The sequence below is a fragment of the Candidatus Methylacidiphilales bacterium genome (assembly GCA_028713655.1).
GTDB lineage: Bacteria > Verrucomicrobiota > Verrucomicrobiia > Methylacidiphilales > JAAUTS01 > JAQTNW01.
In genome coordinates this window covers 45,038-63,959 of the sequence record JAQTNW010000018.1, presented here as the reverse complement: position 1 = coordinate 63,959, position 18,922 = coordinate 45,038, and the positions used below count along the sequence as shown (strand labels likewise).

Genomic DNA, 18,922 nt, shown 5'->3' with positions numbered 1-18,922 from the left:
AGCGCCATTGCCTTGCCCCTGTGGCTTAGCTGGTGCTTCGCCTCAGCTCCAAGCTGCGCAAAAGATTCGGAATATCCATTCGGCACAAACAACGGATCGTAACCAAACCCTCCGCTGCCCTTCGGCAGGGTTAAAATCCGGCCCCGGCAGATTCCTTCAACTGTGTGGAGCAGCTTTTTTCCTTTCGCCAACGCCAGTACACATCGAAATTGCGCCCCTCTCCTGGACACCTGAACTCCCATGAGTTTTCTCAACAGCAAGGTGTTGTTTTTGGCGTCGTTCGCCGGTTCCCCGGCAAATCTCGCTGAATAAACTCCCGGTGCGCCGCCCAATGCATCCACCTCCAACCCGGAATCATCGGCCAACACGAGACAGTTTTCCATCCGGCCCACTTCCAAAGCCTTTTTAATCGCATTTTCCTCAAAGGTTGCGCCGTCCTCGACCACAGCGGGCCGTCCGGGCAGATCGGCCATCGTCAGCACCTTCCAACCGGAACCCAGCATTTCCCTGAATTCCCTGGCTTTGCCCTGGTTTTTGGTGGCGATCAACAATGTCTTCGGCATCCGGGTTACTCCAACTCCAGCGATGAAAATACTTTCAGCCCCGGGATCAAGTTGAAATGATGGTCGTAACTCAATACCGCCGCTCCTGTTTCCATCGCGGAAACGGCAATGATCAAATCGGTCAACGGCAGGCTTTTCCCCTGCCGGTCCAGTTCCCATGCCAACGTCTCGGTTCTTTTCCAAATCCTGCCCATGCTGGGAACATAGAGCATGCAATCCATATATTCCGACAGTTTTTGCCGGAGCTTGGGTCTGCGCACCCCTCCCAGCACCTCGCAGCGGACGATGCCGCAGGTTGCCAGGTCAAAGCGATTTGCCCAGGGCCTCAGGGCTTCAAATACATCGCGCCCTTCGCGCAGGCAATCGATATAAACACAGGAATCCACCAGGATCATGGCGGGAACTTTATTTCTTTTTCCTGCGGACCTTGTAGGTCGTGGGACTCTCAGCCAGCCTAAGGGCCATCAGGTCATAGGAAGGATCCACAGCCGCTTTCAACTCGGCCGTCGTGAAGCCCATTCCCTTCCTGGAAAAATCCTTCAACCGGGCCTTCCGGTCAAATTCCTTCAACGCCAGGGCCACAGCCTCGGTCTTGCTTCCGGCGCCGGTCCATTCCATGACCCTTTCCAACAAGGCCTCATCAATGTGCATGGTCATTTTCATGGCACTGAGTATGGCATGCATGCCATACTTCCGCAAGTTTTATTTTTCGCACTCTTCTTTTTTCCTACTTTGCAACCGCTACCGGCACGGTAAGCTGTCACGCCTTAAACAACATGCGCACCCGAAAACAATATCCATTTCCCGAGATCGAGCCCAAATGGCAGGCCTACTGGGAGCAGCACAAGTCATTCCGCGCCGCCAATCCGGGTGAACCCGGCAGTGAAAAGCCGAAGTACTACATCCTGGATATGTTCCCCTATCCTTCCGGCGCGGGGCTGCATGTCGGACATCCTGAAGGCTACACCGCCACCGACATTGTGTCCCGTTACAAGCGGATGCGGGGCTTCAACGTATTACACCCGATGGGTTGGGACGCCTTCGGTCTGCCCGCGGAACAATACGCCGTACAGACAGGCACGCACCCGAGCATCACAACCGCCCAGAATATCGCCACGTTCAAACGACAGATCCAAGCGCTCGGCTTTTCCTACGACTGGTCGCGCGAAATCAACACGACGGATCCGGCCTATTACAAATGGACCCAGTGGATTTTCATGCAGCTTTATAAAAAGGGCCTGGCCTATGTTTCCGAGGCCCCTGTTTGGTATTGCCCGGAACTGGGCACTGTCCTGGCCAACGAAGAAGTGCTGGCCACGCCGGAAGGCCCGCGCTCCGAACGCGGCAATTTCCCGGTCGAACGCCGCCCGCTGCGCCAGTGGATGCTGAAAATCACCGCCTACGCCGAGCGCCTGTTGAACGACCTCGACGCGCTGGACTGGCCGCACTCGCTGAAGGAGATGCAACGGAACTGGATCGGGCGCAGCGAGGGCGCGTCTGTCAAATTTAAAATTTCAGATTTCGATTTTGAGATCGAGGTGTTTACAACACGGCCTGACACCTTGTTCGGCGCCACCTACATGGTCCTGGCTCCGGAACATCCACTCGTAAGCAAAATCACCACCCCGGAACAGAAACAGGCCGTCGCGGATTATTTGCGTGAAATCGCCGCCAAATCCGACCTGGAACGCACCGATCTGGCCAAGACCAAGACGGGCTGTTTCACCGGCGCCCATGCCATCAATCCGGTCAACGGCGCCAAAATACCCGTCTGGATCGCCGACTACGTTTTGCTGAGCTATGGCACCGGCGCCATCATGGCCGTGCCCGCGCACGATGAGCGGGATTTTGAATTTGCGAAAAAATTCGCCCTGCCCATTACTCAAGTCGTGAGTGGTTTGGACGCCCAAACCACGCTTCCTTTTGCCGGTGAAGGCACAGCGGTCAACTCCGGTTTCCTGAACGGACTGCCCACCCCGGAGGCCAAAAAGAAAATCATCACCTGGCTGGAGGAGAAAAAACTCGGCCGCAGCCATGTGCAATACAAGCTGCGCGACTGGTTGTTCTCCCGGCAGCGCTACTGGGGAGAGCCATTCCCGATCGTCTGGGACAAGAACGGGCATCGCAGCGTGCCTGAGTCGGACCTGCCGATCCCCCTGCCCCGGCTTGACGATTACAAGCCCAGCAAGGAGGGGCTGGCCCCTCTGGCCAAGGCCGGGGAATGGCTTGCAATGCCTGACGGATCACTCCGCGAAACAAACACCATGCCCCAATGGGCCGGCTCGTGCTGGTATTATTTGCGCTATTGCGACCCCCAAAACGACAAAGCCGCCATCGCAAAAGAGGTGGAGAAATACTGGATGTCGCCCAACGGGGTCGATCTCTATGTCGGCGGCGCCGAGCATGCCGTGCTGCATCTGCTCTACGCGCGCTTCTGGCACAAGGTTTTGTTCGACCTGGGTGTGGTCAGCACCTCGGAACCTTTTCACAAGCTGGTCAACCAGGGGCTCATCCTCGGCGAGGACAACCAAAAAATGTCCAAGTCGCGCGGCAACGTCGTGAATCCGGATGACATCGTCGCCGAATATGGCGCGGATGCGTTGCGCCTGTTTGAGATGTTCATGGGCCCGCTGGAGCAGGTCAAGCCGTGGAGCACCAAGGGAGTGGAAGGCTCCTACCGTTTTCTGGGCCGCGTCTGGCGCCTTGTCATGCTGGAAAACCAGGAAGGCGAATGGGTGCTTCATCCGGGACTTCAAGATGCGCCGCCCTCCCCTGCCGCGCTGAAAGTCTTGCATCAAACGATCCGAAAGGTCACACACGACATCGAGGCGCTGCAATTCAACACCGCAATTTCGCAGTTGATGATCATGAGCAATGAACTCACGCAGATGGAAGTCCGGCCCAGGTCTGTGATCGAGCCGTTCGTGCTGCTGCTGGCGCCGTTTGCCCCGCATCTGGCCGAAGAATTATGGGAAAGGCTCGGCCATTCGCGGTCGCTGTCGCATGAAGCCTGGCCTGTTGCGGATGAAACCTATTTGCAGGAGTCGGAAATCGAACTGCTGGTTCAGGCCAACGGGAAACTGAAGGGCAAGATCAAGGTTGCCGTAGAACTGGACCCGTCCGAATATGAGGCCGCTGCCCGCAGCCACCCTGACTTCGAAAAGTGGCTCGCGGGAAAATCCGTAAAAAAAGTGATTACGGTTCCCAAAAAATTGGTTAACCTGGTCGTGCAATAAATGAAACTTGAACTGACCCGGCGGGAAGCGGTGATTGTTATATTTTTGCTTTCCCTTCTGGTCCTTGGGGCTACGATTCATTTGATCCGCACGGGCGCGGATTGGAACAAGCCGCCGGGCCTTATGCAGAAAAAATAAATTATGCAGAGAAGCAACTTCGACCAAGTCGTGCAGGAAATTGTCCAAAAAGACACCCGCTATGACATCCATGCCTACCGTTTCGTGCGTGAGGGGCTGGATTACACTCTGAAAACACTCAAGCGCAACGCGTCCACCTCCAACCAGCGCCATGTTTCGGGCCCCGAACTCCTCGACGGAATCCGCCACTATACCCTCCGTGAATTCGGACCCATGAGCAAACTGGTGTTGAATGAGTGGGGCGTCTCAAGCTGCCAGGACTTCGGCCAGATTGTCTTCAATCTCGTCCAGCACGGCGTGCTCGGCAAAAGCGAATCGGACAAGCTCGAGGATTTTTCGGAAACCTACACCTTCGACGAGGCTTTTGTGAAACCCTTTTTGCCTCTGCTCCCGACACTGAAAGAGCGCAAAAAGAAGCCGGCCATCCGGGCTTCGCGGGTCAAACCCGGCTCCAACAAATCCATACCGAGTTCTTCAGCCTCGGAATAGCTTCCACAGCGCCTGGCTCCGCCTCAAGGAACCAGCCGCTTCGTGATTTCAACAAGGACTGGAATGAAAATAAAATACGCAGTTGCAGCACTTTTGTCCGCGGCGGCACTTGCTGCATGCTCCAAAACCATGACTGATAATTCCAAACCGACATCGTCCGTCCAACTGGAACGGCCCGCCATCTCCAAATATGTACTGCCCAACGGGCTGACCCTCCTGGTGCAGGAAGATCATTCCGCCCCCGTGGTTTCCATGCAGGCCTGGTGCGCGGCGGGAAGCACCACGGAAGGCAAATATCTCGGCTGCGGCATCTCCCACATTCTGGAACACATGCTGTTCAAAGGGACTGAACGGCGTGGCAATTCGGAAATCGCCCTCGCGCTTCAAAATGTCGGCGGTTATGTCAACGCCTATACCTCGGTTGACCGGACCGTATTCCACGTCGATTTGCCCAGTGCCGGCTGGAAAACGGCCCTCGATGTTTTAACAGACGCCATTTTCCACTCCACCTTGCCGGTCGATCAATATTCCAAGGAACAGGAAGTCATCCGTCGCGAGTTCGCCATGTCCAATGACAACCCCGGCAACAGCCTCTCCAAACTGCTCTTTGCCACCGCCTTTGCCGTCCATCCCTACAAGTACCCGGTCATCGGTCACCTGGAGCTTTACAACAAATTGACGCGTGAGGACGTCCTGGAATATTACCACAAATATTATGTCCCGAACAATCTGACCTTTGTCATCGCGGGCGATGTCAACCCGGAAGAAGTCAAAACCGAACTGGACAAGCTGACGACAGGCATCGAAAGAAAGCCGCTCGAAGCGCCTGTCATTCCGGATGAGCCCGCGCAACTGGCGCGGCGCGAGGATGAAAAGCCCTTCCCCACCGACACGATCCGCATGGCGATGTCCTATCACACACCGGGCATCACGGACCCCGACGCGTATGCGCTCGACCTGCTGGCAGTCGTTGCCGGCGACGGCGACAGTTCGCGCTTCAACCGCGACCTGGTTGAAAACAAAAAAATGCTGCGCTCGGTTGATGTTTTTTCCTACACACCGGGAGCGACCGGGCTTTGGGCGGCCACCGCCACATTCCACCCCGGAAGCACGGTTTCCACCGCTGAGGTCGAATCCGAGATCACGCGACTATTGGAGGAATTCAAAAACACACCGATCGGCGCCACGGAACTCGAAAAGGCCAAGCGCAAGGCCCTGGCAGACCGCGCCGCTGAAGGTAAAACAATGGAAGGCGAGGCCAATTCGCTCGGCAACAATTGGTTTGTGGCCCGCGATGTTTATTTTTCCGACACCTATCTTCAAAAGCTGCAGCAGGTCACTGCGGCTGATTTGCAGTCCGTGGCCCGGAAATATTTTACCCCCGGCAACCTGACCGTCGTCAGGCTGGTCCCGGAGTCGTCCGCAAAAGCGCCGATTGCCACCACGGCAAAAAGCAAATCATCGGAACTGGAACAGGTTGCACTGAAAAACGGAGCCCCGCTGGTCCTGAAGAAAGACAACAAGGTGCCATTGTTCACAGTCCGCGCCATCGTGCGGGGCGGCTTGCTTGTGGAAAATGCAAAAGACAGCGGGATCGGGAAGCTGATGCTCCGGCTTTTGGACAAAGGCACCACGCACCGCAGCGCGGAGCAGATCGCCGACGAAATTGAAAATTTGGGCGGATCGATCCAAACGGAGTTTGGAAACAACACCTTTTCGCTTTCCATTGAAGTCCTCGAACCGGATGCCCGGAAGGCGATGGATTTGCTGTCGGACATGCTGCTGAATCCGGTTTTTCCCGACTCGGAGTTTCAAAAGGAAAAGGTCCAGCAATTGGCCGACATCAAGCTGGAACAGGACAAGCCGTTGGTACTCGCCGGGAACGCGCTTAAAGCCAATCTCTATGGCCCGCATCCCTATGGCCGAAACAGCCTGGGTACGGCTGAAACCCTCGCTTCAATCACCCGCGAGGATGTTGTCCGCTTTTACAAAAACCTCTGGCAACCCCGCTCCGTGGTGTTTGCCGCAGGCGGCAGCTTTGACCGGGATGCTTTGGTGGCCGCTTTTGAAAAATCATTCCCGCCGTCCGTCTTCGGCGCTTCCGCCGGGGCATCGCAAAACCTGGATGTCGCATTCCAGGGACGCGGGCAGGACGTGCTGGTTGCAACACCGAAGCAGCAGGCGATAGTCGAGATCGGCTTTCCCGGCTGCCAGGTGGACAGTCCCGACCGCCCGGCGCTTGAAATCATCAATGAAGCCCTGTCGGACCTCGGTTCGCGCCTGTTTATCCGGATCCGCGAAAAGCAGTCGCTGGCTTATTTTGTTGGCACCAACCAGATGTTGGGCGTGAAGCCCGGTTATTTTATCTTTTACGCCGGCACGGAAGCGTCGAAGGGCGAGAAAGTCCGTTCCGAACTGCTGGATGAAATCCACAATATCGCCACCGGCGGCCTGACGGAGGCTGAGGTCAGCCGGGCCCGGGCCAAGCTCGTGGGCAGCCGGCTCATGGAAAGCCAGACCGCGCCGACGCTTGCCTACAAAGGCGGACTGAACGTGCTGTATGGCCTCGGGCTGAATTACGAGGATCAATTGAACGCCAGGATAGCCGCCATCACCCTGCAGGAGGTAAACCAGGCGGCTGCGAAATATTTTTCAGGAAACAACTTTGTTTGCGTGATTGTCAAACCGCAGGCAAAGCCTTAGATTTACAATTACTATGGCAGAAATCCGGGAAGAACCCAATTACAGTCAGGGCGAGCTGGCCCAAAAATTTGTCCAGTTCGTCATGATCCAGGCCCAGAACATCCTTTTTGTGCTGGGCAAAATTCCAACCCCGGACGGACGCAGGCACGCGCCGAACCTGGATGCGGCGAAGATGCTGATCGACCAGTTGGAAACCATCAAGGTCAAGACCAAGGGCAACCTCAACAAACAGGAGGCTGGCATCCTCGATGAAGCGCTTTCATCAGTCCAACTCGCCTTTGTCGAGGCCAGCGGGGGCACCCCCGCAAGCATGATGCCGGAGCGCGATCCCGGGCTCGACATGCCGCCCTTGGAAGAAGAGGAAGAAGATCCCGCCGAAGAACCGCCGCAGGCTGCGGCCCCGCCGCACGCCGCGCGTGAGACGGCTCCCCCGTCAAAACCTGAAGCAAAACAGGACGAGGAACCGAAGAAAAAATATTTCAAGAGCTACGGCTGATTTTCCAGGAAGACTGAGACATGCAGGCTGATATCCTGAGCAGGTTTCCCAGGCTTCGGTTGGAAATGTCCCGTCCTGTTGCGGCTTTTCTTTTCGCAATCGCGGCTTTCCTCTCCCGCTTCAAGTACATCAAAAGCAATTTGCTGGATGGGCTTGTTTATTTCGCGGACCCGGATTGCTACACGCGACTCTACAGGGTCAAACGGGTGCTGTTAGGGCACACATGGTTCCAACCCTGGCATTCCTTTGAAAATTATCCGTACGGCATCCCGGTTCATACCACCGCCCTGCTCGACTGGCTGCTTGCCCTGCTGGCGCTTGTTTTTAAGGCATTGCCCGCCACCTCGGCAGACGCGTTGGATTGGGCGGGGTTTTATATCGGGCCGCTCGTAGCCGCATGGACGGCTGTCGCCTTGTATTACCTGACTCTCGATTTCAAGCCGGCCTGGGCGCGCCTGCCGCTATTGTGGACTTACATCCTCAGCCCCATGCTGATCTGGTCAACGGCTTCCGCCCGCCCGGATCACCAATGCCTGATCGTAAGCCTGCTGATCCTCGCTTTCGCGTTCGAACTCAAGCGCTGGGAAAAACCGGAATTTCATCTCTGGGCCGGACTGGTCTGGGGACTCGCCCTTTGGACTTCGCTGTTTGAACCGTTGTTGTTTCTCATGGTGCTGCTTGCGGTCAACCTGTGCCTCCGGCGCGGCGAGGACCGCCGTTTTTGGATGCCGCTGCTTGTTGTCGCGGGCACGACGCTGCTGCTCGAAGGAATCCGCTGGCAGGCTTACCTCGGGATGGCCGAACCGCTGGCAAAAAACTGGATGACCACCATCGGCGAACTGCAACCGGAAAACCTTACATGGATGCCTCGGTATGGATATGGATTCTTTAAGTATGGATTTGCCGTTTTTCTTTTGCCGCTTTTGCTCCTTGTTTTTCGAAAACAAAAATCCTGGCGCCAGCCAGCGACACTGATGCTGCTGCTCAGCACTGCGCTTTCTTTTGTTCTGGCCATTCTCCAGGTACGTTGGGGTTACTTTTTTGCAGCCGCCTCCATGTTTTCAGTGTTCCTTGTTTTGCCCGAAAATCTGAAGAGCGGATGGAAATGGGCGTTGGCCTCCTTTTTTCTGCTCATTCATTTCGCGCCGATGCTTGATTGGAATATCAGCGAACTGGAGGATGCGGGTCGGCCATCCGACTTGGTGGAGATTCGTAAAGCGGCAAGCCAGATCAAGACCACCGAACGCTCCATCCTCGCCCCGTGGTGGTTTTCACCGGCCCTGCTTTACTACAGCGGCGCGCCGATTGTCGCCAGTTCCTCGCATGAAAGCATCGACGGCATCTCGGATTCCGCCAGATTTTTCACCACACGCAGCTTTCCCGAGGCCGAAGCGATCCTGAATAAAAGAAAAGCCGGTTGGGTTTTGCTCTATTGGCCGGAGCGGCTGTACCGCAATTCCCGGCAGATCCTGACAGGAAAAAAATTCACCGAGATCGAATCACCGGACCGCGACCGCCTGCGCATCGTTTCAGTCCGATTGTTTGAGTACATTGCCGTCCCCGCGTCGTTCCGGCTTGCCTACGCGTCCCGGAATTTTCTTTTATACCGTTACGAACAGCCTCCCGGCGGCCAGGATTTGCCATCTCGTTAACCCCATGCCTTTTCCCTGCACCATGCTCTGAAGGGCACCCTTCATTCTGCATTCATCATTTCCTCCACGTCCTTCGCGATCTTCCAGTAAGAAACGCGCTGGTTTTCATCTGTGTTAATCCGTGTCCACCTGCTCGCGACGCATGTAGGAGTCCGTGGTTCGTGTTGCCTCAAGCAAAATGGACACCGAAGGGGTTGTTTTTGGATGAATTCCTCCTTCAATTTCATCTTGCGGCGCACCTGTAATTCCCCATTCTGTTCGGACACTTGTGAAATTTCAGCCACCTGAGCCGAGACATTCCGATACGATTGGGGCCATCGGGCTCATTCTATTTTCTCTTCTATTCTTTTGCCCGGTAACCGGCAAATCAGCCGAAACGCCCGACATCCGCCAGAGTCTCGTCCGCATCACCAATACAATCCAAAACCCGGACTACCGCGCGCCTTGGAATCCCGGAAGCCTGAGCAAGGTCAGCGGCACCGGATTCATCATCGATGGCAGCCGGATCATGACCAATGCGCATGTGGTCAGCAACACCCGGTTCCTGACGGTGGAACGGGAGGGCGACCCCAAACTCTATCCCGCCCGCGTGGCGTTCGTCGCCCATGACTGCGACCTGGCCATTCTGAGCGTCGATACCCCCGATTTCCTCAAGAACCTGCTCCCGCTCGAATTTGACAAGATTCCTCAGCTTGAAACCACGGTTTCGGTCTATGGCTATCCCATTGGTGGCGACAGGATGTCGGTCACGCGCGGCGTGGTGTCGCGGGTGGACTTTCAAACCTACAGCCATTCCTCGGCTGACTCGCATCTGATCGTGCAGATTGACGCCGCCATCAATCCCGGCAACAGCGGAGGTCCGGTGCTTCAAAACGGCAAGGTCGTGGGCGTGGCGTTCCAGGGTTATTCCGGCGATGTGGCCCAAAACGTCGGCTACATCATACCGGTTCCCGTCATTCACCGCTTCCTGAAGGACATTCAGGACGGGCATTACGACCGCTATGTGGATTTGGCCATCAATTATTTTCCCCTGGTCAACCCCGGCGAGCGCAAGATCCTCGGCCTGAAGGACGATGATCGCGGGGTGCTGGTTTCTTCCGTGCTCAAACAAGGCTCGGCCGACGGAGTCCTGCAGGCGGGCGATGTGCTCCTGACAATCGACGGGCTCCCCATCGGAAGCGACGGCTTTGTAAGCCTGGAAGGCACCCGGGTTGAAATGGTGGAAATTGTGGAGCGAAAATTCACCGGCGACACCGTCAAATTCCTGGCCCTGAGAAATGGCAGGCAATTGGAACTATCCGTCCGCCTCAAGCCTTTCTGGCCCTATCTTATGGCGAGCTTCCAATATGACATCCGCCCGCGCTACGTGGTTTTCGCCGGGCTCGTCTTCCAGCCCCTGACGCGGAATTTGATGCAGTCCCTCAGCGCCAATACGCTTCGATTGCGCTATTTGTACGAGCAGTATGTCAACGAATCCATTTACATGGACCGCTCCGAAATCATTGTCTTGAGCGACGTGCTCGCCGACCCCGTCAACACCTACTTCGGCGCGGCGCGCCTGTCCGTGGTTTCCAAAGTGAACGGGAAGGCCATCCGGCGGCTGGAGGACCTTGCGGAAAGTTTTTCCAAACCCGCCGAATATTATGTCATCGAACTGGAAGGCGAGAGCCGCCCCATCGTGGTCGAAGCGTCCGCAGTCGAACCGGCCCGGGAACGCATCAGGAAATTTTACAACATTCACGAGGAACAATACCTTGGCGACGCGATTACTCCTTAACGTTATTTGTTCACTGCTGATCCTGGGTTGCCACGCCCCGGAATGGCATGCCGTACGGACGGTGAAGGGCAATCATTCCATTGTCCGGGTCACCGCCACCGGCCAGGCTTATGATTTCCACCGGCCCTGGTTGAAACGCCAGCCCGTGACGCACCGCGCCGTCGCTCCGATTCTTTCCGGGAACCGGGTTCTGGTCACGGCTGAGGTCATTGCGGACGCCACCTACATTGAAATCGAAAAAGCCGAAAGCGGCGCCAAAACCCCCGCCACAGTCGAATGGGTCGATTACGAAGCCAATCTCGCCCTGCTAAAAAGCGACGACGCGGGCTTTTTCTCCGATCTCACACCGCTCTCGCTTGCCGCACCGGCTGCCACGAATGATGAAATCGACATCTGGCAGTTGGAAAGCAATGACACACTGGCCGCAACCAAGGGCTACATCAACACCGTGGAAGTCGGGCGTTACACCGATGACGCGACCCGCCTGCTGCTGTATCGCCTCAATTTGTCGCTTCAAATCCGCGAGGGCGGCTCGGTACTCCCGGCGCTCAGCCATAGTCGTCTCGCAGGCTTGTTGTTTCGCTACGATGCCAGGACACAGAACGCAACAGTCATCCCCTCGGAGGTCATTGAGCGTTTCCTCAAGGAGGCTGGGAACGGTCAAGCCTCCAGTTTCCCTCAAACCGGATTTTCATACTCAACCCTGCGCGATCCGCAATTGCGCCGCTATGCCGGGGCGGAAAATGAGAGCGGCGGAGTTTATCTGACTCGGATCGGCCCGGAAAGCCCCGCGGCCAAGGCCGGTCTGGAGTCCGGCGATGTCTTGCTGGCTGTGGATGGCACGCCGGTTGACATGGATGGACATTATCAATGCCCGCCGTACGGAAAAGTGGGCGTCGAAAACTGGGTTGCAAGCCGCTATGCCGTGGGCGACAAGCTCAAGGTCAAAATTCTGCGGAAGGGCAAGCCGATGGAATTTGTGCTTCAGCTTGACAGGAAAAAGCCGGAAAAGTTTGTCTGCCCGCCGTATCTGTATGACCGGGCGCCCGGCTATTATGTATTGGGCGGACTGGTCTTTCTTGAACTTTCGCGCCCTTACCTGAGGGAGTGGGGCGAAAACTGGGCGACAACAGCGCCGCAAAAGCTGGTGTATCAGGATGCCTATCAAGACGAATTGTTCGGCGCTGAAAAACGGCGCCTCGTGATTTTAAGCCAGGTGCTGGCCGCGCCGAGCAACATTGGTTATGACCGGCTTCATACCCTGATCGTCACAAAGATCAATGGGAAGGAAATCCGCCGGCTTTCGGACATTGACCCCGCGCTGGAGCAATCCGGCCCGGAATTTTGCACCGTCGAATTCGAGGAAGACCCCAGGATCATCTATCTCGATATCCCGCGCCTGCGCTTGGAAGAACCGCAGCTCCAAAAGCTCTATCGCCTGAATGAGCTGAAGCGGATTCCCTGAATTTCCCGCTGCGCGGGAAATTCGTTGTCAAAAGAAATTTTTGGAGTGCGCAGACATGTCTGCGCTTTGGAAACGGGCGACATGTCGCCCGTTGTAAAAAAGCGGCGTCGTGCCGCCGCAGTACAAATTCGCCATGTGGCAATCCTCCCCCATCCAAGGATAAAACGATCTTACCGTTCTTCTGAAATAAGCCCATCAAGCTCGACAAAAGACTTCCATGATTTACAGTAAATTCATGAGCTTTGAGGAAGTTATTGATCAAGCGCTTACCCTGCCTTTGGAACAGCGTTCCAGGCTGGCCAGCGTCCTGATCAACAGTCTGGAGTGTAACGACGACGCGCCCCTCAGTCCTCAGTGGCTTCAGGAAATCAAAAAGCGTGCCCGCGAGTTGGAAAATGGATCGGTGGAAGGTCTGAGCCTCCAGGATTTCGAAAATTATGTGGAAAAGCAACTGGGGTGAAACGGCTGCTCATCCACCCCGCCGCAGCCCGCGAGGCAGCCAAAGCCGCCAAGTATTACCAGTTGCGCGAAATTAGCCTGGGACGGAGCTTTCTAATGGAAGCTTCCGTGGCCATGGAAAAGGCGCGCTGCCAACCGTTACTTTACACTTGCCTCCAAGAAGACTTCCGACGCGTGCAGCTTGCCCGCTTCCCTTACGGTGTGATTTTTCGCATGTCGGATGAAGACACCATCCATATTATAGCCGTGATGCATTTGCATAGAGAACCCGGCTATTGGCGAGATCGCGCAGATTAAAGCAGGTGATTTTCAAATTTTCTTATCTCAGCGCGTTTGCACAAAAAGCGCATAGTGCCGCCTCTTTTGTCAATGTCAGGCGTTGACCCCATTCACGTTACGGGAAACTCCATTTGGAAATTCTCAGGGCCTTGAGTGGACAAAAAGGGTTTGTGGTGCAACCTCACCGCTGGATCGTGGAACGCAGCTTCGCGTGGCTCACCAAGTGCCGACGGCTGGTCAAGGATTATGAGCGCCTTATCTCTCATAGCGCCGCCTTCATCCGCCTGGCATTCATCAATCTCATGTCTAATGTTATCGCTAACTGAATGATATTATGACTTTTTCAACACACTCTAAGCAATATTTACACGAACTGTGATTGTTTGGGGCAAATATTGTTTTAACTGAGGATACTCGTGAGCAATACCAGCAATTAAGACAGGCACTCGAAGCGCCAGAAGTCCCTTCACTTCCTGTCGCCACTCAATCATTATTCCAACGCATCGGCTTTTTACTGGACTATCGTCATATGGGCTATATCGCCATAAAGGTCCCCCACTCAGACCTGTCGGGTCAGGGGGGACAATCCTAACACCGTCCTTGGTATGTGTATTCTTCTTATCAAAACCAATTAGCAGATGTGCGGAATTCCCGAGTTTTAATTGATCAATCTTTTCTTTAGGTAGTATATTTGCGGTGTAGAGCATGCCCCTGCATTTGATTTTGCCTCCAGCATTGTAAGTGAGCCTATTCTTCGATGCAGGGAAGCCCATCGCTAAATAAATCCCCCCACTCGTTCCGGTATCATTCGGGTCAAGCATCTCGACTGACATAAAATAATCACGCCCTATGTTATCCAACAATGTGCCATTGATTTTTACAACGCCAATATCCGTGTGGTCTTGTTTCCGGCTCCCAATCACCTTGCTACTCCGGAACGAATCGCCGACGAGTTCCTCCAACTTTCCAGAGACATGTCCTTGAATATATAAGGTATTTCCGTCGTCGTTATCATCAAGTACATGAGCTGCCGTAACTAAAAAGTAGTGATCATCAACCTTGATGCGCGTCGCAGTTGCAAATTGCTCTGGCTCCATATTTTTGTCAGGTCGATAGACAGCACATATGTAAGCTTGTAAAGCTTTCGCCTCTTTTTGGGCATTACTCAGCACCTCATGAGCAACATGACGAGCTAATAAATCGATCTGTTTTTTACATTTTATCATATTTCGTACAGACTCTTTACACTAAACACCACAAGGCATGCTTTATAGAATAAAACCCTCATGTTTCTTCCCGGTCTAATCCCAACACAATAACTCCTATAGCACGCAAAACTTTCGGATCACAAAGAAATTTCAGGGTGTTTTTTTAAAAACAAAGCCTCAAGGCTGGTGAAGGAGATGAGTGTCGCTGGCGGGACGCCTGCGACTGCGGGCGGGACGCCCGCGCTCCTGTTAAACACCAAAGCAAACCCGTTTTTCCTTTGCGCGCGCGATATCCGTGAGAAATCCAAGGAAATCAACACACCCCGAAGCGGTCGCTGTGGCGACCTTTCTGCCCCTCTTGATAGAGGGGACTTTAAACGGCTACAGATTAAACCGCGGCCCGAGGTAGAGCTCGCGCGCAATCGGGTCGTTGATCAAAAAGTCGCTGGTCCCTTCGCTCTCGACGCGGCCTTCGCAGATCAGGTACGCGCGGTCCACGACGGACAACGTTTCCCTGACATTGTGGTCGGTGATCAACACACCCATGCCCTTGGCGCGGATGGAAAGGATGATCTGTTGAATGTCATAAACCGCCAGCGGATCCACCCCGCTGAAGGGTTCGTCCAGCAGAAAAATGGCCGGGTCCGTGCAGAGACATCTCGCTATCGCCAACCTCCGCTTCTCGCCGCCCGACAGCATGTACGCCCGGCTCTTGCGGACGTGTTCGATGCCCAGCTCGGCCAGCAGGTCGTTCATCCGCTCCATTTGTTCTTCCGGCGGGATCGGAAGCGTTTCGAGAATGGCCAGCAGATTTTGCTCAACCGTCAATTTCCGAAAGATGGATTCCTCCTGCGGCAGGTAACCGATCCCGCGCCGCGCGCGCCGGTACATGGGCATGTCCGCCACATCCTCGCCGTTCAAATAGATCTCGCCGCTGGTCGGACGCACCAAGCCGACGACCATGTTGAACGTGGTGGTTTTCCCGGCGCCATTCGGGCCCAGCAGGCCGACCACTTCGTTTGCAAAGATATTGAGGCTGACGCCATTGACCACGTTGCGTTCCCCGTAGGTCTTGACCAGCCCTGCGGCTCTGATGATCGGTTCAGGCATTCGGCGTGGGCAGGTGGATTATTGGAGGAAAAACTGGATTTTGGTGTGTCCATCCACATCCATGCGGTCGGAGTCCGGATAAATGGTGATCACCGTTCCGGTCACCCGGTTCCCGCCCTGCAACACAACCGGGTCGCCGGTGAGCTTGATTTTTTTATCCGCCACGGTGTATTCGGCTTCGCGGCTGGTGGAACTGTGGCCCTGAGCCTGGCGGATTTTGACATTGCCCCGCGCCACGAGCCGTTCCATTTGATTGTCCTTGTTGAAATAAACCACCAGTTCCTCCGATTCCAAATCAAACTTGGGGTCCTTGACCGTCACGCTGCCCGTGAACGTGCCCTCCTTTTTTCCCATATCGAGGCGGAAGGTGTTGCTGTTGACGATGGTTTCCTTGACATCGGATTTCGAGGCATCGGCCGGCGCCGGATCCTCGGCCCCGAGCGGGAGACACAAAAACCCAAGGAGCGCGGCTGAAATGATGGTTGTATGGATTCTTTTCATGGTGTTACAAGTGCGGCGTTTCGTTGCGTAATCACTACCAGGACATTTTCCTTAAAAATTCCACGCGATCCCTGGAGGTCCCAATCCATGTTTTTTGCGGTCAACACGAAGCTGGGTTGCACGACCTTCACGCCGTTGTTGGAGGTCAGGCGCTTTTCCTCGCTCCAGTAATCGCATTCGTCGGATGTCATCTTTGTGCCCGCCTTCCCGCCGCTGTAAATATCAATGCTGAGGCCGTGCACCTGGATTCGGTTCTTGCTCATGACCGTGGCTTCCTTGCCGAAAATCTTCAACTGCAGGTTGCCCTGCTTGTCCCGCTGCGGCAGCTCAAATCCCTTGATGATGGAACCCACCGCAAAATCCGTTTGCCCAAAAGCCAGCCCTGCGCCGATGGCGCCCAGGACAAGGATGAAGGCCGGAAATAGCTTAAATAACTTCATGTATCTTCGCCAGTTGTCTCAAAACCGAGGGCATTTGGGCAAGAGGAATCATATTAGGGCCATCCGAGGGTGAGCGCGATGGATTCGGATGGGTCTCGATAAACAGTCCGTCCACACCCGCGGCCACTGCCGCCCGCGCCAGCACCGGCGCCAGTTTCCCGTCCCCGCCCGTCGCCCCGCCCAGGCTGCCGGGCCGTTGCACGGAATGGGTGGCGTCAAAAATCACCCGGTGCCCCTTTTCCCGCATCCAGGCCAGTCCTCGCATATCGACCACCAGATTATGATAGCCGAAGGAAGTACCGCGTTCGGTTATAAAATAATCGCGGCAGCCGGCGCTTTTCAATTTTTCCGCAATCGCATCCACATCATCCGGCGCGAGGAACTGTCCCTTTTTGACATTCACCTGCACTCCGGATTCTCCTGCGGCCAGGATCAGGTCCGTTTGCCTGCAAAGAAACGCCGGTATCTGCACCGCATCGACGAAGAAGGACGCTTGATGCACTTCCTCGACGCTATGCACATCCGTCAGCACCGGGACATCCAGCTTTTCGCGTATGCGGGCCAGGATCGCCAAACCCATGTCAATTCCGGGGCCGCGCTGTGAACGGATGGAGGTGCGATTGGCCTTGTCATAGGAAGCCTTGAAAATATAGCGCCAGCCGATGTCACGGCAGATATCGCGCACGGTGCGCCCGATTTTCAGCGCCTGCGCTTCACTCTCCAAAACGCAGGGGCCGGAGATGAGGACAAACGGGTTAGTTTTTGTTTTGGGCGGCATGGGAAAGGGACGCATTCACAAACTCGCGGAATAGCGGGTGCGGTTTGTTGGGCTTGGACTGAAACTCGGGGTGGAACTGGCAGGCGACAAACCAGGGATGCGCGGGGATCTCCACAATCTCGACCAGATTCTGCGCGCTGAAAAGGCCGGAAACCTTCAATCCCTTCGCCTCCATCTGCGCCCGATACTGGCTGTTGAACTCGTAGCGATGGCGGTGGCGCTCGTTGATGCTGCCCTGTCCGTAGGCGGCGAGGGCCTTTGTGCCCTTTTCCAAATGGCAAACAAAACTTCCCAGTCGCATCGTGCCGCCCTTGGTTGTGACTTTTTGCTGGGCATCGAGCAGCGAGATCACCGGATGAGGTGTGTCCACGTCAAATTCCATGCTGTGCGCCCCCGCGAGGCCGCAGACATTGCGCGCGAACTCGATGACGGCAACCTGCATCCCGAGGCATAATCCATAGTACGGAATGCCGTTCTCGCGCGCAAAACGGACCGCCTGGATTTTGCCCTCGATGCCGCGATTGCCAAATCCCCCGGGCACCAGCACCCCGTCCACGCCGGAGAGAAATTTTTCCGCCCCCTCGCCTTCGATGTCCTCTGCATCCACGCGCAAAAGATTGATTCCGGTATCGGTCGCGGCGCCGGCATGGGTGAGCGCCTCGTAAATGCTTTTGTAGGCGTCCTGGTGCTCAATATACTTGCCCACCACCGCGATGTTCACGCGATGCGTGGGGGCGATGATGCGGTTGACCATGATCTGCCAGTCCTTCATGTCCGCGGGAGGCAGTTCCAGGCGCAGATAACGGCAAACCAGATCGTCCATATGCTCGCGTTGCAGCATGAGCGGCACTTCGTAAATCGTATAGGCCACATCCTGCTCCTCGATCACAGCTTCGGTCGGCACATTGCAGAACAGTGAAATCTTCTGGCGCGTTTCCTTGTCAACCGGATATTCCGTCCGGCAGACCAGAATCTGGGGCTGGATGCCGATCTCGCGGAGCTTGGCCACGCTTTGCTGGGTGGGCTTCGATTTTAATTCGCCCGCCGCCTTGATATACGGCAGCAAAGTCACATGGATGAAAATCGCGTTCTCATGTCCGACCTCCAGCGCGAATTGCCGCAACGCCTCCAAAAACGGCAAGCCCTCGATGTCCCCGGTGGTGCCTCCGATTTCGGTGATGACGACGTCGCATTCGTGGAACTGGCTGATTTTTTTGATGCGCGACTTGATTTCGTCGGTGACGTGCGGAATGACCTGCACGGTCTTGCCCAGATAATCGCCCCGGCGCTCCTTGCGGAGGACCTCCTCGTAAATCTGGCCGGTCGTGAGATTGTTCCGGCGGCTGAGCTTGGAGTTGGTGAAGCGCTCATAATGCCCGAGGTCCAGGTCGGTCTCGGCCCCGTCCTCGAGAACATACACTTCACCGTGTTGATAGGGGCTCATGGTTCCGGGATCGACGTTCAGGTACGGGTCGAATTTTTGCAGCAGGACGCGCAGGCCGCGGCGTTCCAGCAGCGTTCCGAGGGACGCGGCCGTCAACCCCTTTCCCAGGGAACTCACCACACCGCCTGTTACAAAAATATATTTCATCCAAAAAACAACGTTGATTGTTCAAAATCCGGGGCGC

At 55.6% G+C, this 18,922-nt stretch carries 19 protein-coding genes and 1 pseudogene; 11 read left to right on the top strand and 9 right to left on the bottom strand.

Annotated features, from left to right (window positions below):
* The 3 genes from rdgB to PHD76_07690 form a co-directional block, all read right to left on the bottom strand.
* Nucleotides 1-563: RdgB/HAM1 family non-canonical purine NTP pyrophosphatase (gene rdgB / locus PHD76_07700; GenBank protein MDD5261718.1), on the bottom strand; the 563-nt coding region annotated here is incomplete at its 3' end.
* 5 nt (nucleotides 564-568) lie between these two features.
* Nucleotides 569-958: a PIN domain-containing protein gene (locus PHD76_07695; protein MDD5261717.1), complete on the bottom strand. Its 390-nt coding sequence runs from the start codon at nucleotides 956-958 to the stop codon at nucleotides 569-571.
* Nucleotides 959-968: 10 nt separating this feature from the next.
* Nucleotides 969-1,247 (bottom strand): type II toxin-antitoxin system VapB family antitoxin, encoded by a 279-nt coding sequence (locus tag PHD76_07690; protein MDD5261716.1) that lies wholly within the window; start codon nucleotides 1,245-1,247, stop codon nucleotides 969-971.
* Nucleotides 1,248-1,339: 92 nt separating this feature from the next.
* On the opposite strand from PHD76_07690, the gene leuS reads away from it, so the two are divergent.
* From leuS to PHD76_07635, 11 genes and pseudogenes are all read left to right on the top strand, one after another.
* The gene (leuS, locus tag PHD76_07685; GenBank protein MDD5261715.1) at nucleotides 1,340-3,799 is read left to right on the top strand and encodes a leucine--tRNA ligase; all 2,460 of its coding nucleotides are present in this window, start codon (nucleotides 1,340-1,342) and stop codon (nucleotides 3,797-3,799) included.
* Nucleotides 3,800-3,937, top strand: coding sequence for a hypothetical protein (locus tag PHD76_07680; protein MDD5261714.1), 138 nt, complete (start codon nucleotides 3,800-3,802; stop codon nucleotides 3,935-3,937).
* Between the two features lie 3 nt (nucleotides 3,938-3,940).
* The gene (locus PHD76_07675) at nucleotides 3,941-4,426 is read left to right on the top strand and encodes a hypothetical protein (GenBank protein ID MDD5261713.1); all 486 of its coding nucleotides are present in this window, start codon (nucleotides 3,941-3,943) and stop codon (nucleotides 4,424-4,426) included.
* Between the two features lie 129 nt (nucleotides 4,427-4,555).
* Nucleotides 4,556-7,129 carry a pitrilysin family protein gene (locus PHD76_07670; protein ID MDD5261712.1) on the top strand — a complete coding sequence of 858 codons (2,574 nt, stop codon included), beginning with the start codon at nucleotides 4,556-4,558 and terminating at the stop codon, nucleotides 7,127-7,129.
* 13 nt (nucleotides 7,130-7,142) lie between these two features.
* A complete protein-coding gene (locus tag PHD76_07665; GenBank protein MDD5261711.1) occupies nucleotides 7,143-7,625 on the top strand; it encodes a DUF1844 domain-containing protein in 483 nt (160 codons plus the stop codon).
* 20 nt (nucleotides 7,626-7,645) lie between these two features.
* On the top strand, nucleotides 7,646-9,277 hold the full coding sequence (locus tag PHD76_07660; GenBank protein MDD5261710.1) for a hypothetical protein: 1,632 nt from the start codon (nucleotides 7,646-7,648) through the stop codon (nucleotides 9,275-9,277).
* Between the two features lie 268 nt (nucleotides 9,278-9,545).
* Nucleotides 9,546-11,054 carry a trypsin-like peptidase domain-containing protein gene (locus PHD76_07655; GenBank protein MDD5261709.1) on the top strand — a complete coding sequence of 503 codons (1,509 nt, stop codon included), beginning with the start codon at nucleotides 9,546-9,548 and terminating at the stop codon, nucleotides 11,052-11,054.
* Nucleotides 11,032-12,519: a PDZ domain-containing protein gene (locus PHD76_07650; protein MDD5261708.1), complete on the top strand. Its 1,488-nt coding sequence runs from the start codon at nucleotides 11,032-11,034 to the stop codon at nucleotides 12,517-12,519. Before PHD76_07655 ends, PHD76_07650 begins: the two co-directional genes overlap by 23 nt.
* A 217-nt stretch (nucleotides 12,520-12,736) precedes the next feature.
* Nucleotides 12,737-12,979, top strand: a complete 243-nt coding sequence (locus tag PHD76_07645; GenBank protein ID MDD5261707.1) for an addiction module protein — start codon at nucleotides 12,737-12,739, stop codon at nucleotides 12,977-12,979.
* Nucleotides 12,976-13,275 (top strand): type II toxin-antitoxin system RelE/ParE family toxin, encoded by a 300-nt coding sequence (locus tag PHD76_07640; GenBank protein ID MDD5261706.1) that lies wholly within the window; start codon nucleotides 12,976-12,978, stop codon nucleotides 13,273-13,275. Before PHD76_07645 ends, PHD76_07640 begins: the two co-directional genes overlap by 4 nt.
* A 92-nt stretch (nucleotides 13,276-13,367) precedes the next feature.
* Nucleotides 13,368-13,583, top strand: a pseudogene (locus tag PHD76_07635) (transposase).
* A gap of 27 nt (nucleotides 13,584-13,610) precedes the next feature.
* On the opposite strand, the gene PHD76_07630 reads toward PHD76_07635, so the two are convergent.
* The 6 genes from PHD76_07630 to PHD76_07605 all read right to left on the bottom strand — a co-directional run bounded on the left by PHD76_07630 (nucleotide 13,611) and on the right by PHD76_07605 (nucleotide 18,885).
* On the bottom strand, nucleotides 13,611-14,483 hold the full coding sequence (locus PHD76_07630) for a hypothetical protein (protein ID MDD5261705.1): 873 nt from the start codon (nucleotides 14,481-14,483) through the stop codon (nucleotides 13,611-13,613).
* A 363-nt stretch (nucleotides 14,484-14,846) separates the two neighbouring features.
* The gene (lptB, locus tag PHD76_07625; protein MDD5261704.1) at nucleotides 14,847-15,575 is read right to left on the bottom strand and encodes an LPS export ABC transporter ATP-binding protein; all 729 of its coding nucleotides are present in this window, start codon (nucleotides 15,573-15,575) and stop codon (nucleotides 14,847-14,849) included.
* Between the two features lie 18 nt (nucleotides 15,576-15,593).
* Nucleotides 15,594-16,076, bottom strand: a complete 483-nt coding sequence (locus tag PHD76_07620; protein ID MDD5261703.1) for an LptA/OstA family protein — start codon at nucleotides 16,074-16,076, stop codon at nucleotides 15,594-15,596.
* On the bottom strand, nucleotides 16,073-16,516 hold the full coding sequence (locus PHD76_07615) for a hypothetical protein (GenBank protein MDD5261702.1): 444 nt from the start codon (nucleotides 16,514-16,516) through the stop codon (nucleotides 16,073-16,075). Before PHD76_07615 ends, PHD76_07620 begins: the two co-directional genes overlap by 4 nt.
* Nucleotides 16,503-17,294, bottom strand: coding sequence for a 3-deoxy-8-phosphooctulonate synthase (gene kdsA, locus PHD76_07610; GenBank protein MDD5261701.1), 792 nt, complete (start codon nucleotides 17,292-17,294; stop codon nucleotides 16,503-16,505). The genes PHD76_07615 and kdsA overlap by 14 nt, the downstream gene beginning before the upstream one ends.
* Nucleotides 17,272-18,885, bottom strand: a complete 1,614-nt coding sequence (locus PHD76_07605) for a CTP synthase (GenBank protein MDD5261700.1) — start codon at nucleotides 18,883-18,885, stop codon at nucleotides 17,272-17,274. The genes kdsA and PHD76_07605 overlap by 23 nt, the downstream gene beginning before the upstream one ends.
* Between the last annotated feature and the right edge of the window lie 37 nt (nucleotides 18,886-18,922).